Below are 14,243 nucleotides of genomic sequence, written 5' to 3' on the forward strand. Positions count from 1 at the left end.
GATCCGATCGGGAAGATGGGGGCCGACCGAGGGTCCGATCCGACCGACCAAGAGCCGCATCCCGCCGGAGAAGCGGGATGCGGCGGGTCAACAGGCGCCCTGGATCAGGGAGTTCGGGGTTCCACGAACACGATGACGGAGGCGACCTGCTCCCGCTTGGGGTGGGTCTCGGCCCCGCCGAGTCCGTAGTGGGTCTCCACCCGCTGGACGACCAGGGGGTGGCCCGTGATCCAGAGCGTGACGGCCTGGCCGACGGTGGGGATGGGCAACGGGCCCTCGAACATGGCGAGTTCGACCGCCTCGGCGCCTTCCGTCCGATGGACGAAGGTCATGATCTGGCGGGTGCGCGCGAAGTCCTGCTCGAAGTCGACCTTGTCGCGGGCGGCGAGGGTGGCGGTGATGGCGTCGGGAAGGCTCATGGCGCCATCATCCCGTGCCGTCGGCCCGGCCTGCGCCGCCGGGGGAGCGATGTGCCGAACGAGGGACACTCGCCGGGCGGTATGTGCGTATCTGTCCTAGGTTGGGTGACGTCAGTGATCCCGACCACGTAGGAGTTCGCCATGGGCGACAGCGCCATGGACAAGATCAAGGGCAAGGCCAAGGAAGCCGCGGGCAAGGCCACCGGCAACGACCGCATGGCCGCCGAGGGCAAGACCGACCAGGCCAAGGGCAAGGCCAAGGACGCGATGCGGAACATGAAGGAGCGTGGCGAGGGAGTCAGGGACTCACTGAGCGACAAGCGCGACGGCTCCTGAGTCGTCACGGCGAAGCCCCCGGCCGTTCTCGGCCGGGGGCTTCGCCGTGTGTTCGGTCCGCCCGGTGACGCTTGGACCCAGGCCCCCGCTGGACCCAGGCCCCCCGCGGCTCGTCGCCCGGCCCCGTTCGGCGCGGCTCGCGCCAACCGATCAGGAACGGAGAAGCGCGCCCACCCGGCCGGAGCTAGCGTGATCAGCACCTCGGTTCTCCAGGGTCTCGCCCCGGCGCCGAGCGCGAACTGAGCACTTGCCGCACCTGCCCACGACTTCAGGAGTGACCATGACCACCGGCTCCGCCACCCAGGGAATCAAGACCGTGCTGCACCCCGTGACCGACCTCGCGGCGGCCAAGGCGGTCTACACCGCACTGCTCGGCGTCACGCCGACGAGCGACGAGCCGTACTACGTCGGCTACGAGACCGAGGGCCAGCAGATCGGCCTGGTCCCGGGCGGCGCCGACCGGGGCATGACCGGGCCGGTGGCGTACTGGCACGTGCCGGACATCGAGGCGAAGCTCGCCGAGGTGACCGCCGCCGGCGCCAAGGTCAAGGAGCCCGCGAACGACGTGGGCGGCGGCCGTCTGGTGGCCACGTTCACCGACCCCGACGGCAATGTCCTCGGGCTGATCCAGGGCTGATCCGGAGCCGGCCAGGACGAACCGGAGCCGGTCGGCGGGCCCCGCCCCGCCCCGGCCGGCACCCGTCGGACGCCGGGGCGGCCGAGCATTGCCGCAGCCGCCCCGACGAAGTAGAACCGTACGTACTGCTCGCAGGCGGGCAGGTGGAACAGGCGAGAGGGGCAGGGCCCATGAGGCGGGCCGCCCTACGGATGGAGAACGCGATCAGCATGGCCAAGAGGACGGACCCGCGGCCGCCCGCGCCGCACGCTGCCGACAGCCACGACATGATCCGTGTGCACGGCGCGCGCGTGAACAATCTCAAGGACGTCAGCATCGAGATCCCCAAGCGCCGCCTCACGGTGTTCACGGGCGTCTCCGGTTCGGGCAAGAGCTCGCTGGTGTTCAACACGATCGCCGCGGAGTCGCAGCGCCTGATCAACGAGACGTACAGCGCCTTCGTCCAGGGTTTCATGCCGACGCTCGGACGCCCCGAAGTCGATGTGCTGGACGGGCTCACCACCGCGATCACCGTCGACCAGCAGCGCATGGGCGGTGACCCGCGGTCCACCGTCGGCACCGCCACCGACGTCAACGCCGTGCTGCGCATCCTGTTCAGCAGGCTCGGCAAGCCGCACATCGGCTCGCCCAAGGCGTTCTCCTTCAACGTGGCCTCCATCAGCGGGGCCGGTGCGGTCACCGTGCGGCGCGGCGGGCAGGAGGTCAAGGAACGGCGCAGCTTCAGCATCACCGGCGGCATGTGCCCGCGCTGCGAGGGCCGGGGTTCGGTGAGCGACATCGATCTGACGCAGCTCTACGACGACGGCAAGTCGCTCAACGAGGGCGCGTTCACCATTCCCGGCTACACCGGCGGCGGCTGGAACTCCCGTCTCTACATCGAGTCGGGGTTCTTCGACCCGGACAAGCCGATCCGCAAGTTCACCAAGAAGGAACTCCAGGACCTGCTCCACCGCGAGCCGACCCGCATGAAGATCGCGGGCATCAACATGACGTACGAGGGGCTGATCCCGCGCGTCACGAAGTCGATGCTGTCCAAGGACACCGACTCGATGCAGCCGCACGTCCGCGCCTTCGTCGAGCGCGCGGTCACCTTCACCGTCTGCCCCGACTGCGACGGCACCCGGCTCAACGAGGGCGCCCGCTCCTCGAAGATCAAGCGGAAGAACATCGCCGACCTGTGCGCCATGGAGATCAGGGACCTGGCCGAGTGGGTGCGCGCCCTCAAGGAACCCTCGGTGGCGCCACTCCTCAGCACGCTGGTGGAAACCCTCGACTCGTTCGTGGAGATCGGCCTCGGCTACCTCTCGCTGGACCGGCCGGCAAGCACGCTGTCGGGCGGGGAGGCCCAGCGCGTCAAGATGATCCGCCACCTCGGCTCCTCGCTCACCGATGTCACCTACGTCTTCGACGAGCCCACCATCGGCCTGCACCCGCACGACATCCAGCGCATGAACGACCTGCTGCTCAGGCTGCGCGACAAGGGCAACACGGTGCTCGTCGTCGAGCACAAGCCGGAGACGATCGTGGTCGCCGATCACGTCGTCGACCTCGGGCCGGGCGCGGGCACGGGCGGCGGCACGGTCTGCTTCGAGGGTACGGTCGCCGAGCTGCGGGCCAGTGACACCGTCACCGGCCGCCACTTCGACGATCGCGCCGGGGTCAAGGACGAGGTGCGCGAGCCCACCGGCACGCTGAAGATCCGCGGCGCGAAGGCGCACAACCTGCGCGACGTCGATGTCGACATCCCGCTCGGTGTCCTCACCGTGGTCACCGGCGTCGCCGGATCCGGCAAGAGCTCGCTCGTGCACGGCTGCATCCCCGCGGGCGAGGGCCTCGTCTCGGTCGACCAGGGTGCCATCCGGGGCTCGCGGCGCAGCAACCCGGCGACCTACACGGGTCTGCTCGAACCGATCCGCAAGGCGTTCGCCAAGGCCAACGACGTGAAGCCGGCCCTGTTCAGCGCCAACTCCGAGGGCGCCTGCCCCACTTGCAACGGCGCCGGCGTCGTCTACACGGATCTCGCGATGATGGCCGGGGTCGCCACCCCGTGCGAGGAGTGCGACGGCAAGCGGTTCGAGGCGTCGGTCCTCGACTACCACTTCGGCGGCCGCGACATCAGCGAGGTGCTCGCGATGTCGGTGACCGAGGCGACGGAGTTCTTCGGCTCCGGAGAGGCGGCGACGCCCGCGGCCCACCGGATCCTGACCCGGCTCTCGGATGTGGGCCTCGGATACCTCAGCCTCGGTCAGCCCCTCACCACCCTGTCCGGCGGCGAGCGGCAGCGGTTGAAGCTGGCCACACACATGGGGGACAAGGGCGGTGTCTACGTCCTCGACGAGCCCACGGCCGGTCTGCACCTCGCCGACGTCGAGCAGCTACTGGGGCTGCTCGACCGGCTGGTGGACTCCGGCAAGTCGGTCATCGTGGTCGAGCACCACCAGGCCGTGATGGCTCACGCGGACTGGATCATCGACCTGGGCCCCGGGGCCGGCCACGACGGCGGCCGGATCGTCTTCGAGGGCACCCCCGCCGACCTGATCGCCACCCGTCCCACCCTGACGGGAGAACATCTGGCCAAGTACGTCACTGGCTGAGGGCGCCCGGAGTACGGTCAGGCGGCTTCCTCGCGGCGCCGCTCGACCACGAGGAACATGTCACTGTCGAGGTCCATCACCACCGTGGCCGCCCGGCCGCGGTGCCTCAACTGAGCCGCGAACTCCTCGGCCGGCCATGAGCCGCGCGGACCGCCAGCGGGAAAACGCCCAAGAACCGACATGGCAGCAGCCTCCCCTTCGAACCAACGTCTGTGAGGTGCTCCTGCCCGCGATTCTCATGAGCATGCTCACGCGGCACGACAGAAGTCCGGATCGATGTCGAGCAACTCGCAGCTCTTGTACCAGAGTTGGGAGGCCACCGTGGTTTCGGTGAGGTGACTCCAGACGGCCTCGCGGTGCGGCCGGCCGCGCAGCCCGAAGACCCGCGGCCCCCACAACTCCCCACTGGCGACCCGGGGATCGAGCACCGCCCGCACCGCCGGCCACGCGCCGGCGTGCTTGCCCTGGAGGACGAGCGCCGCGGCCCCACCCCGCAGCCGCTCGCCCGGCGTCCGGGTGTGGACGGGCGGTCGCGCGGGGGTGAGGGAGTCCAGCGCCCCGCCGGGGTGCACCACCACACTCGTCACCCGGCTGCCCAACTCGGCCAGGCGCCGGGCCAGTTCGAGCCCTCCATACATCTGGGCCAGCTTCGACCGGCCGTACGTGCGCTTCGGCCGGTAGTCCCGGCGGGACTGGAGGTCGTCCAGGTCGATCCGCTCTGTCTTCGCCGCAAAGCTGCCCACGGTCACGATGCGGGCCGCGGGGGCCGCCGCGAGCAGGGGAAGGAGGTGCTGGGTCAGGGCGAGATGACCGAGGTGGTTGGTGCCGAACATCAGCTCATGGCCGTCTTTGGTCGCGAGCCGGGGCGGATCGTCGAGCGCCACACCCGCGTTGTGGACCACCGCGTCCAGATGGCTCAACTCCAGCGCAGCGACGCAGTGTTGGAGGGACGACAGGTCTGCGAGGTCGAGCCGTACATGACGGACCGACGCACCCGGGACCCGGGCCCGGATCGAACCGGCGGCCGTTTCGGCCTTCGCCGGGTCGCGGCTGCCGAGGATCACCGCGGCGTCCGCTCCCGCGAGTTGCTCGGCGACGAAGTATCCGATGCCCGCGTTGCCGCCGGTCACCAGAACGCTGCGGCCCGCGGCGTGCGGCAGCCGGTGGACGTCCCACGGTTCGTTCCGGGGTGCGGTGGGGTTCATGGGTCGCTCCTTGCCTGCGGTACGCGACGTTCGGGGGATCCGCCCACCGAGCCGCGGTGACACCCCGAACGTTCCAGACGGAACCGACAACGCTCCGACAACCCACCTACAGCAGCCGCGTCCCACCCGCACGAAACGCCGGGCGCTCCCCGTTGCCCGGGCCGCATCCCGGCACATGTATACGATCTCGCCGCGCGAGCGGGGGTCGGTATCCAGGGACGGCCCATGGAGGGACGGCCCATGGAGGGACGGCCCATGGAGGGACGGCGCATCGAGGGACAGCACGTCGAAGGACAGTGCACCGAGGGACAGTGCATCGGGGGACAGTGAGGACCGCGCCAGTGATGAGGACCCAGTGATGAGGACAAGGCTCGCCCGTTCAGTGACCACGCTCGCCACGGCCGCGGCCCTGGTGGCCGTGAGCGCGCTGGGCGCCTCCGCCGTACAGGTGCGGAAGGAGCCCGACCCGGACGGGCTGCGCGCCGCGCTGCTTCGCGTCACGGCCGCGGGGGCGCCGGGTGCGTTCGCCGTGATCCGCGATCATGCCCACCCCGGCCTCGACCGTTCGCTCGCCGTCGGCGAGGGAGACCTGGACGGCACGCGGATGCGGGCGGACGCGCGGTTCAGGGTCGGCAGCAACACCAAGATGTTCACCGCGGTCATCGTGCTGCGCCTCGCCGAACGGGGCCTGCTGGATCTCGACCGGCCGCTATCGCAGTATCTGCCGCCCGGCACGCTCCCACCGAGCTGGCCGATCACCGCCCGCCAGGTGCTGGAACACCGCGCCGGGGTGTACGACCACGTCAACGACCTCCTTGAGCAGAGCGGCGAGGAGACGACGGCCGTCTTCGAGGCGCGCATCCGCAACTCGGTCTACGCGCCCCGCGACCTGGTGGCCCGCTCGGTGCGGCACGGACCGCAGTTCGCGCCCGGCAGCGCCTACGCGTACTCGAACACCGGCTTCCTGCTCCTGGGCCTCGCCGCCGAGCACCTCACCGGCCGGCCCTACGCCGAGCTTCTGCGTGAGGAAATCGTCCGGCCGCTCGGGCTGCGCAGGACATCGTTCACCGTGCCCGCGAAGGAGATCACGGGCCGGCACATCACCGGATACCTGACCAACGACGACCCCCGCAGGCCGCTCCTCGACTCGACCGAGCAGACCGCCTCCTGGATCGGCAGCGCGGGCGCGATCGTGTCCTCGGCCGGCGACCTGGACCGGTTCCTGACCTCGCTGCTCGCCGGGCGCACCGGAGGGCTGGTCTCCGACGACTCCTTGCGTCAGATGACACGGGCCCTGCCCACTGGTGTGACGAGGATCGGATACGGGCTGGGTCTGCGGCGGATCTCCCTCAGCTGCGGCGCGGTGTTCGGCCACGGCGGAATCGTCCAGGGCTATCAGTCGCAGGCCTTCGCCACACCGGACGGCCGCCGTACCGTCGTCGTCTTCGCCAACGCCTCGAACAACGGTGCCGTCACTCAGGGGCTGATGGATGTGCTCGACCCCGCGTTCTGCGGCGGGCCCCGGCCCGTACGCCCCGCCGCACCGTGTCATCCACGCCTCGGCGAGACCCACACCGTTGCGGCCGTCGAGGACTCGCGCATCTGACCCGCCGAGGAGCCAGCAGCGGCCTACGCGTCGTCCCAGGCCATCGAGCTCATCCGCCAGCCCGCGGGCGTGCGCACGAACTGGGTCGTCTTGCGCCCCGCGCCCTCGAACCACTGCCCGTCGCGGAAGCCGGACTTGGCGTAGTCGCTGAAGCGGTGCGCGACCGAGCCGTAGACCTCGGTCCGCTCGTGGACCTCCCACTCGGAGAAGTCCGTCAGGGTGCCGTCGGTGAGCATCCGCTCCCGGGGCGCGATGAACGCGTCGAGGTCGTAGACGACGGGGCGGGGCCCGGAGTTGTTGATGATCATCCCTTGCGGGAGGAACACCTCGCGGATGGTGGCGAGGTTCGGCCCGTCGCCGTCGGTATTGGTGAACGCCCCGAGGAAGGCACGCATCAACTGGTCGATCTCTGCTTTGACTTCGGACACGGGTACGCCTTCCACGGGTACGTCTTCCACGGGTGGGTCGCCTCTCTCGGACCGTCCTCGCACGGACCGCCCGCGCATGGATGGTCCGCGCGCGGGCCGTTACCGGGATTGTCCAGCGCGCGGTGCGGCTAGCGTCCGGTGGGGTCGGTTCCCGCCGGGACCTCGTAGATCTTGCCGTCCACGCCGGACCGGTAGAGCTTGCCCGCCGCGAATCCGCGGTCGCCGTGTCCGTAGGTGATCTGGGTGGAGAGGTACATCCCGGCCTGCACGGCGCACAGCGATCCGCCCTCGGCACGCCAGATCTGACCCGCCGCGTGTGTGGCGATCAGGGGGCGCCCCCGGCTGTCCAGGGTGAGGCCGTCGGGGAGGGCGAGGGTGTCGGCGGGACCGGCGGTGATCCAGCGTTGCGGATGCGCCGGATCATCGGCGGGGATGCGGTACAGAGCCGGGGCGACGGTGGTCTGGATGACGTAGACCTGGGTGCCGTCGGGGGAGACGGCGATGCCGTTGGGCATCAGAACGTGGGCCCAGGCGGGCTCGACCTGGCCGTCGGGTGTCACGCGGCCGATGTTCCGGCCGCCCACGGCGGTGGTGTACACGGTGCCGTCGGGGGCGAGGGCCACGCCGTCGATGCCGCCGAGCCCCGAGGCGTAGGTGCTGACCCTGCCGGAGTCGGGGTCCACCTGGAGGAGTTTCGAGACCGGGAGGATGTCACCGGTGAGCGAGTGGCCGAGGTCGTTGCCCGTGCCCACGAGCAGCTGACCGTCCGGGCGTACCACGATGCCGCCGTTGGCCCCGATGTTCCCGGTGAGCGGGACGGGGTCGCTGCCGGGCGCGTCGATGCGGTAGACCCGGCCACTGAAGTACGCCGTAACGAACATCCGGCCCCGCTGGTCGACGACGATCGACTCGGCCCAGTCGGGCACGTGCGCCACCTGGACGGGCGCTGTCGTCGTGGCGGACTCACATGGGGGAGCCGCGTGGGCGGTGGCGGGGGTGAGCAGGGCCGCGGCGGCGGCCAGTGCGGCCGCGACGAACAGGGATCTGCGGTGAGAGCCTCGTATGCGAGAGCCTCGTATCGCGGCGCGGAGCGTGGTCGTCGGCCTCATCAATTCCCTTCCCTGCCTGGGCTGTTGGGCAACACTGCGACTCCGGGATCTTCCGGATCCGTAGATTGTGCGTCAACAGCAGGCAGGGCATGGGGAGTTCGGCCTACTCACCGGCCCTCGACCGGTGTGTGCGTCGTCACTGCTGTCCGTACCGCCGACCGCTCGCGCTCAGTTGCGGCTGCGGTTGCCGATGATCAGGCGGTAGAGGATCAGCACGATGATCGAACCGACGATGGCGGCGATCCAGGTGGAGAGGTGGAAGAAGCCGTTGATGGAGTGGACGTGGAAGATGACCTTCCCGAGCCACCCGCCGAGGAGGCCGCCCACGATGCCGATGAGCATGGTGATCAGGCAGCCGCCCGGGTCCCTGCCCGGCATGAGTGCCTTGGCGATGGCGCCCGCGATCAGGCCGATCAGGATCCAGGCGATGATGCTCATGGTGTGGTCCGTCCCAACGTCGATGTGACCGCACCCTGATGGGTCCGGTGCTGGTGGTGAGCTGTTCCGAGTGGCCGAGGGGCCCTGTGAGGAAGAGTGCCCAGGCCGGGAACCGGTATGCCATGCGCATCGGCCATTGGAGGTGCGTGGGCCTCCGGAGCGAGGGGGCGCGGGACGCCGGGGCCGCCCGGGTTTGATGTGCCCTTTGCGAGGAACGCGGTCTACCGAGATCGACGATCCCGTCGATCGACGCGATCGTCGAGGGGAGAAGCGATGTCTGGTGCGAAGGGGTCCGGTGTGACGGGGGCCGGCGTGAAGGGCTCGGGCGTGAAGGGGTCGGGCGTGCGGGGTTCGTTGTCCGACGCGGATCTGAAGGTGGTCGGCCCGGCTCTCAAGGGGGCGCTCGTCGACCTCGTCGACCTGTCGCTCGTGGCCAAACAGGTGCACTGGAACGTGATCGGCCCGCGCTTCCGCTCCGTCCACCTCCAGTTGGACGACGTGGTGGCCACGGCCCGCCAGCACTCCGACACCGTCGCCGAACGCGCCTCGGCGCTCGGCGTGAACCCCGACGGGCGGGCGGCCACGCTGGCCGGTGCCAGTGCGATCGGTACGGTGCCGGATGGCTGGATCAAGGACACCGAGGCGGTTCAGGTGCTGGTCACCGCCCTCGGCAGGATCATCGAGCGGATGCGCGAGAGGATCACCGAAACGGCCGAGCCGGACCCGGTGAGCCAGGACCTGTTCATCACCCTGACGGGCGAGTTGGAGAAGCACGCCTGGATGTTCCAGGCGGAGAACAGCTGACCGAGGGCCCTGGCGCCCCGGGGTGGCCTCGGCTCAGCGGCGGTCGCCGTTCACGTGGCTGGACGGCAGCACGCTCAGCTGTGCGCGACCTCAAGGCCGTAGAAGGCGACGCGCGCGCCCTTCGTGGTGCTGCTGGAGGACGACTGGTTGTACGAGCCGGCCTTGAAGTACTGCCGGTAGCTGTCGAAGGAGGACGGGATCGCGTAGTGGGTCGTGGTGCCGTTGACCGTGAGGTCGACGGTGTGGCCGCCCGAGACGGCGATCGTGTAACTCCAGGTCTTGCCGACCGCCACATGTCCCACCGGGTGCGGTGTCTGGCCGCCCGAAGGCGAATCCTCCGTGCCGAGGACGATGTCGCCGTTGGCCCGGTAGTACAGCTCCACCAGCGGCTTGGTGGATGAGCCGCCCGTGCCGAGGTGGATCTGCCCGACGCAGACGTTGGACGTCACCGACACCACGCGCAGCGTCGCGTTCAGCCGATGGGACCCCGCGAGCGACCAGTTCGCGGGGCTGCCGTCGCGGTTCATCTCGCGCAGCTCGGAGCGGGCGTAGTTGGAGTTCGGCGTGGTCACGCCCTTCTCCGGAGCCCAGAACGTCATCGCGCCGTCACGCGGGTCCGTGTAGAAGTACGTGTCCTGGAAACCGTTCGCGCCCAGGAGGCGGGACGAAGGGATCGTGGTCGGCGAACCGGGGGAGCCCACCGGCTCCTGGAGCTCCCACACCGACAGGTCGAAGTTGCCTCCGGGTGCGACCGACGTGCTCGCCGCCGGACCGAACGTGCCGGCGTCCCCGCTTCTCGGCCCCGCAACGCCGTTGATGGCGTGGGCAGTTGACGCTGGGGGCAGCGCGAAGGCCAGGCTGCTGACGGCGGCGAGGGCGGCGGCGGTGAGGGGGAGGAGCCGAGGGCGTATGCGCATGGGGGGACCCTTTCGTTCGTGGGGGAAGGGCGTGCCTGGTGCTGGGTGCTGGGTGCGGGGTCTTCGTTCGGGTGGGGCGTCCCGCAGTTCATGTTCCGTATGCTGAACGACATGCCGTGATATGAACGGGGAAACCGTAGAACCCTGGCGTGGACCCGTCAATAGATCTGCGCGTCGCCGTCACGTGAACTCGGCGGCGCCGGGCGCGCGTTGAGGAAACGGGGCCACTGACTGCGGCCGCGGCCAAGTGCGTGTGCCCATGCGCAGCGGGTACTGGGGATGGCATGGCATCAGAACCACGGCTTCAACGCCGTACTTGGCCGGCGGTGGCGGCCCGTGTCGTCGTGCTGATCGTCGGATTCGTCTGCATGGTGGCCTTCGCGGTGGTGCTGGCCAAGGCCACCCTGGTTCCCTCGCCGGCGTCCGTCCGGTTCACGCACACCAATCTGCACCCCGGCGATTCCATCCGCGCCTACCTCGCCCAGCCCGACTGGAAGGACGCGGTGAAGCAGGTCGGCGGCAATGTGGTGCTCGGCATGCCGTTCGGCGTGCTGCTGCCCGTGCTGTTCCCCAGGACGCGCGGCGTCGCGCGGGTGGTCCTCATGACCGCCTTCGTGATGCTCACCGTCGAAACGGCTCAGGGTCTGCTCGTCACGGGGCGCGCCTTCGACATTGACGACGTCATCCTGAACTCGACCGGCGCCTTCGCCGGTTACCTGCTGCTCGGCCGTCGTCTCGGCCGCGCCCTGCACCCGCGTCGGCAGCACTGGTGGCAGCGTCGTCCGGCCGATGCGGGGATTCCCGAGGACCGTCCGGTCGAAGCGGCGGACGCGCCTTCCCCCGAAGCCCCTTCGACCGGTGCTTCGGACGTACCGATCACTTCGAAGCCGCGCCTGCCCGCCATCCTGCGGGCGGTACGGAAACCGGCGCGGTGAGTGAGCCCGTCGGGAAACGGGGCAAGCCGCACCACGCTTGAGGGCTGGTTGAGGGCCGCGTGAGGGGCTTGAGCGACGACCGAACGACGCGACTGAACGACGACGCCCGGGTGTCCGGCCGCCTCGTACAACTCCCCTGTCGATGAGTGGAGTTGGCGGAGGCCGGTCGCACCCGGGCGTCCGTCGTCCTTCGGTTTTCGCGCCGTCGGTCTTCCCGTTGCTCGGCTATTCGGTGATGCCCGTGATGGTGGCGTCGCCCAGCGGCGCCTGGTCCTGCGAATAGCCCGCTGTCCGCAGCGCGGCGGAGACCGTCTGGCGGGCCTGCTGCTCGGCGGTCTTGGTGTCGTCGGCCTCCACCTCCAGGCGGATGCTGAACGCCGAGGACCCGCTGTAGAACGTGAGCATCTCCAGATGCTCCGCCTCGCCCAGCTGGGTTCCGCGCGGATCGGCGGGGCGCAGGGCGTTCTCCAGGGTCTTGATGGTCGCCTCGGTGCGCTCCGCGAGGAGGGTGCCGGGGATCGTTACGACATAGGTGGTCATAGAGCTACCGGGTGCCCCGTGGGCCCGCTTCGTACACCCCGCGCTGCGGCGAACGGGGTGCGCGGGCGCGATTACCGGCCGTCCGCGCGGGCTGCCGGGGCACCGTCGGCCGGTCGGCGGGACGGGGTGACCTGGGCGATCAGCAGGGCGATGTCGTCGTGACGCTGCGGCGGGGGCAGTGCGGCCAGGAGCCGGTCGCAGGTCGCCTCCAGGGGCAGCCGATGGTGGGTCAGGGAGTCGAGCAGGGCGCGCAGCCGGTCGTCGATGGGCTGGTCCCGGGTCTCCACGAGCCCGTCCGTGTACAGCACGAGCCGATCGCCGGGCGCACAGTCGACCGTGGTCGCCCGGAAGGGCACGCCACCCACGCCGAGCGGCGCCCCGGTGGGGAGTTGGAGGAAGCGCGGAGCGCGGCCCGGGCGGTCCCAGATGGGCGGCAGATGTCCCGCGAGCGCGATGCGGCAGCTCGTCCGGTGCGGGTCGTAGACGGCGTACACACAGGTCGCCGTGGTCTCGTCCAGCTCGGCGGTGATGCGGTCGAGGTGGCGCAGTACGTCGGCGGGGTCGAGGTCGAGCCCGGCAAGCGTACGGGTGGCGGTGCGCAACTGGCCCATCGTCGCTGCCGCGTTGATGCCGTGGCCCATCACATCGCCCACGACGAGGGCGGTCTTGTCGCCGGCGACCGGGATGGCGTCGAACCAGTCGCCGCCGGCCTCGCCGATCGCCGCGGCCGGCTGATAGCGGTAGGCGACGTCGAGACCGGTGGGCTGGGGCGGCTGGCGCGGGAGCAGGTGCTGCTGGAGGGCGAGAGCGGCGTGGCGCTGCTGCTGGAACCAGCGCGCGTTGTCGATGCAGACGGCGGCCCGGGTGGCGAGTTCGAGGGCCAGGACGGCGTCGTCGTGCGTGAAGGGCTGCGGGTTCCTGGCCCGTTTGAGGTCGAGTGCGCCCAGCACCTCGCCGCGCGCGATCAGCGGTACCGCCAGATAGGAGTGCAGGCCCGCCCCCGCCAACAGGGCGGCCGCCGCTTCGTCGCGGGCGATGTTCGCCAGGTCACCGGGTTCGACATGGCTGATGAGGACCGGCCGGGCGGTCGTCACACAGCGGGTGACCAGGCGCTCCGCGTTGTACTTGGCGATGTTGCCCGGGGTGTCGGCGGCCTGGAGGGCGTCGGTGGGATAGGCGGCCGCGACGGCCAGGGCTCTGATCGCCACGGGTCCGGCCGAGGGGTCCTCGACGGCGCCGCGGCCGTCCAGGACGGAGTCGAGGAGGTCCACGGCCGCGATGTCGGCCAGGTCGGTCACCACGAGGTCCGCCAGCTCGTGGGCGGTGCGGTTCAGGTCGAGCGTGGTGCCGATGCGCACCGAGGCACGGGCGATCAGATCGAGGCGGCGGCGCGCCTCGGCGGCCTCGTTCGCCGCGTGGTACTGCTCGCTGACGTCCACGATCGAAGTCGCGAGGCCGAGGATCCGCCCGCCCGGATCCTCCAGACGGTAGTAGGACACGTTCCAGGCATGCTCGGTGGGATCGCCCGGTGTGCGGCCGATCGCCGTCTGGTCCAGGAGCGGCACACCGGTCTCCAGGACCCGTCGCATCGCGGCCTCGATGTGCTCGTGGTCCAGGAACGGCAGGGCGTCGTGCACCGTACGTCCGATGTGCTCGTCGGGGGAGACGCCGTTGATGCGGGCCAGCGTCGGGTTGACGAGGACATAGCGCAGTTCCGTGTCCAGGACGGCGAGGCCGATGGGGGACTGCGACACGAGCCGCACCGACAGTGCGAGGTCGCGTTCCACCGCCCGCAGCGTGGGCTCGTCCGTGGCGATTCCCAGCGCGTACAGGCCGCCGTGCTCGTCCTGGAGCCGCATGTTGCGGAACTCCACCATCCGGGTGCGGCCGTCCTTGTGCCGGATGGGGAAGACGCCGGCCCAGGTATCGCCCCCGCTCATCACCCGGGCGAACAGGTCGAGGACCAGCGGCCGGTGCTCCTCGGCGACCAGGAGCCTCGCGGCGGAGTGGCCGAGGGCGTCCTGCGCGTCCCAGCCGAACAGCTCGTGGGCCTGCGGGCTCCACAGGGTGATCCGCCCGGCCTCGTCGAGGACGATGGCCGCGACACCCAGCACGTCGAGGAGGCCGCCCGGCTCGGAGGCGGCGACGCGCACGGGGCTGAGCCGCTCCCCGAATACCTCGGATGTGTTCATCGTCGGCCCTTCGTCAGCCCGTCCGGTGCCTCACTCCTGTCCCGGCGCCTTCACCATCTTCTCCCCGCGCGGCGCGATCGGCA

General features: G+C 70.4%; 15 protein-coding genes. 6 read left to right on the top strand and 9 right to left on the bottom strand.

Features of this window, described 5'->3' with window-relative positions; genetic code table 11:
* Positions 1 to 104: 104 nt before the first annotated feature.
* On the bottom strand, positions 105 to 419 hold the full coding sequence (locus tag CG740_RS03600) for a hypothetical protein (protein ID WP_100573370.1): 315 nt from the start codon (positions 417 to 419) through the stop codon (positions 105 to 107).
* A 141-nt stretch (positions 420 to 560) separates the two neighbouring features.
* Between CG740_RS03600 and CG740_RS03605 the strand changes: the two genes are divergently transcribed.
* From CG740_RS03605 to CG740_RS03615, 3 genes are all read left to right on the top strand, one after another.
* A complete protein-coding gene (locus CG740_RS03605; protein WP_100573371.1) occupies positions 561 to 755 on the top strand; it encodes a CsbD family protein in 195 nt (64 codons plus the stop codon).
* A 280-nt stretch (positions 756 to 1,035) separates the two neighbouring features.
* Positions 1,036 to 1,392, top strand: a complete 357-nt coding sequence (locus tag CG740_RS03610; RefSeq protein WP_100573372.1) for a VOC family protein — start codon at positions 1,036 to 1,038, stop codon at positions 1,390 to 1,392.
* A gap of 209 nt (positions 1,393 to 1,601) precedes the next feature.
* The gene (locus CG740_RS03615) at positions 1,602 to 3,986 is read left to right on the top strand and encodes an ATP-binding cassette domain-containing protein (protein WP_100573666.1); all 2,385 of its coding nucleotides are present in this window, start codon (positions 1,602 to 1,604) and stop codon (positions 3,984 to 3,986) included.
* A 17-nt stretch (positions 3,987 to 4,003) separates the two neighbouring features.
* Here CG740_RS03615 and CG740_RS40215 read toward each other — a convergent pair whose 3' ends face one another.
* Both CG740_RS40215 and CG740_RS03620 read right to left on the bottom strand, forming a co-directional pair.
* Complete coding sequence (locus CG740_RS40215; RefSeq protein ID WP_199846309.1) at positions 4,004 to 4,168, bottom strand: hypothetical protein; 165 nt, start codon at positions 4,166 to 4,168, stop codon at positions 4,004 to 4,006.
* Positions 4,169 to 4,234: 66 nt separating this feature from the next.
* Complete coding sequence (locus tag CG740_RS03620; RefSeq protein ID WP_100573373.1) at positions 4,235 to 5,191, bottom strand: SDR family NAD(P)-dependent oxidoreductase; 957 nt, start codon at positions 5,189 to 5,191, stop codon at positions 4,235 to 4,237.
* 358 nt (positions 5,192 to 5,549) lie between these two features.
* Here CG740_RS03620 and CG740_RS03625 point away from each other — a divergent pair, with 358 nt between their 5' ends.
* Positions 5,550 to 6,797, top strand: coding sequence for a serine hydrolase domain-containing protein (locus CG740_RS03625; RefSeq protein WP_159030215.1), 1,248 nt, complete (start codon positions 5,550 to 5,552; stop codon positions 6,795 to 6,797).
* A 23-nt stretch (positions 6,798 to 6,820) separates the two neighbouring features.
* Here CG740_RS03625 and CG740_RS03630 read toward each other — a convergent pair whose 3' ends face one another.
* From CG740_RS03630 to CG740_RS03640, 3 genes are all read right to left on the bottom strand, one after another.
* Positions 6,821 to 7,225, bottom strand: coding sequence for a nuclear transport factor 2 family protein (locus CG740_RS03630; protein WP_234376028.1), 405 nt, complete (start codon positions 7,223 to 7,225; stop codon positions 6,821 to 6,823).
* A gap of 128 nt (positions 7,226 to 7,353) precedes the next feature.
* The gene (locus CG740_RS03635; RefSeq protein WP_100573376.1) at positions 7,354 to 8,334 is read right to left on the bottom strand and encodes an SMP-30/gluconolactonase/LRE family protein; all 981 of its coding nucleotides are present in this window, start codon (positions 8,332 to 8,334) and stop codon (positions 7,354 to 7,356) included.
* 168 nt (positions 8,335 to 8,502) lie between these two features.
* The gene (locus tag CG740_RS03640; RefSeq protein ID WP_100573377.1) at positions 8,503 to 8,772 is read right to left on the bottom strand and encodes a GlsB/YeaQ/YmgE family stress response membrane protein; all 270 of its coding nucleotides are present in this window, start codon (positions 8,770 to 8,772) and stop codon (positions 8,503 to 8,505) included.
* Positions 8,773 to 9,114: 342 nt separating this feature from the next.
* On the opposite strand from CG740_RS03640, the gene CG740_RS03645 reads away from it, so the two are divergent.
* Positions 9,115 to 9,576: a Dps family protein gene (locus tag CG740_RS03645; RefSeq protein ID WP_234376066.1), complete on the top strand. Its 462-nt coding sequence runs from the start codon at positions 9,115 to 9,117 to the stop codon at positions 9,574 to 9,576.
* Between the two features lie 74 nt (positions 9,577 to 9,650).
* On the opposite strand, the gene CG740_RS03650 is transcribed toward CG740_RS03645, so the two are convergent.
* Complete coding sequence (locus CG740_RS03650) at positions 9,651 to 10,493, bottom strand: polysaccharide lyase family 7 protein (RefSeq protein WP_100573379.1); 843 nt, start codon at positions 10,491 to 10,493, stop codon at positions 9,651 to 9,653.
* A 284-nt stretch (positions 10,494 to 10,777) separates the two neighbouring features.
* Here CG740_RS03650 and CG740_RS03655 point away from each other — a divergent pair, with 284 nt between their 5' ends.
* The gene (locus CG740_RS03655; protein ID WP_100573380.1) at positions 10,778 to 11,428 is read left to right on the top strand and encodes a VanZ family protein; all 651 of its coding nucleotides are present in this window, start codon (positions 10,778 to 10,780) and stop codon (positions 11,426 to 11,428) included.
* 225 nt (positions 11,429 to 11,653) lie between these two features.
* Here CG740_RS03655 and CG740_RS03660 read toward each other — a convergent pair whose 3' ends face one another.
* A complete protein-coding gene (locus CG740_RS03660; RefSeq protein WP_100573381.1) occupies positions 11,654 to 11,968 on the bottom strand; it encodes a hypothetical protein in 315 nt (104 codons plus the stop codon).
* 71 nt (positions 11,969 to 12,039) lie between these two features.
* On the bottom strand, positions 12,040 to 14,160 hold the full coding sequence (locus CG740_RS03665; RefSeq protein ID WP_100573382.1) for a SpoIIE family protein phosphatase: 2,121 nt from the start codon (positions 14,158 to 14,160) through the stop codon (positions 12,040 to 12,042).
* Positions 14,161 to 14,243 lie beyond the last annotated feature (83 nt).

This window comes from Streptomyces sp. CB01201 (genome assembly GCF_002803085.1).
In the GTDB taxonomy this organism is placed as follows: Bacteria; Actinomycetota; Actinomycetes; order Streptomycetales; family Streptomycetaceae; genus Streptomyces; species Streptomyces hundungensis.

Excerpts from the sequence above, each read along its gene's own strand:
- CG740_RS03620 (WP_100573373.1), bottom strand. The coding sequence starts at position 5,191 with ATGAACCCCACCGCACCCCGGAACGAACCGTGGGACGTCCACCGGCTG.
- CG740_RS40215 (WP_199846309.1), bottom strand. The coding sequence starts at position 4,168 with ATGTCGGTTCTTGGGCGTTTTCCCGCTGGCGGTCCGCGCGGCTCATGG.
- CG740_RS03665 (WP_100573382.1), bottom strand. The coding sequence starts at position 14,160 with ATGAACACATCCGAGGTATTCGGGGAGCGGCTCAGCCCCGTGCGCGTC.
- CG740_RS03610 (WP_100573372.1), top strand. The coding sequence starts at position 1,036 with ATGACCACCGGCTCCGCCACCCAGGGAATCAAGACCGTGCTGCACCCC.
- CG740_RS03615 (WP_100573666.1), top strand. The coding sequence starts at position 1,602 with ATGGCCAAGAGGACGGACCCGCGGCCGCCCGCGCCGCACGCTGCCGAC.
- CG740_RS03605 (WP_100573371.1), top strand. The coding sequence starts at position 561 with ATGGGCGACAGCGCCATGGACAAGATCAAGGGCAAGGCCAAGGAAGCC.
- CG740_RS03650 (WP_100573379.1), bottom strand. The coding sequence starts at position 10,493 with ATGCGCATACGCCCTCGGCTCCTCCCCCTCACCGCCGCCGCCCTCGCC.
- CG740_RS03625 (WP_159030215.1), top strand. The coding sequence starts at position 5,550 with ATGAGGACAAGGCTCGCCCGTTCAGTGACCACGCTCGCCACGGCCGCG.
- CG740_RS03635 (WP_100573376.1), bottom strand. The coding sequence starts at position 8,334 with ATGAGGCCGACGACCACGCTCCGCGCCGCGATACGAGGCTCTCGCATA.
- CG740_RS03660 (WP_100573381.1), bottom strand. The coding sequence starts at position 11,968 with ATGACCACCTATGTCGTAACGATCCCCGGCACCCTCCTCGCGGAGCGC.
- CG740_RS03600 (WP_100573370.1), bottom strand. The coding sequence starts at position 419 with ATGAGCCTTCCCGACGCCATCACCGCCACCCTCGCCGCCCGCGACAAG.
- CG740_RS03640 (WP_100573377.1), bottom strand. The coding sequence starts at position 8,772 with ATGAGCATCATCGCCTGGATCCTGATCGGCCTGATCGCGGGCGCCATC.
- CG740_RS03655 (WP_100573380.1), top strand. The coding sequence starts at position 10,778 with ATGGCATCAGAACCACGGCTTCAACGCCGTACTTGGCCGGCGGTGGCG.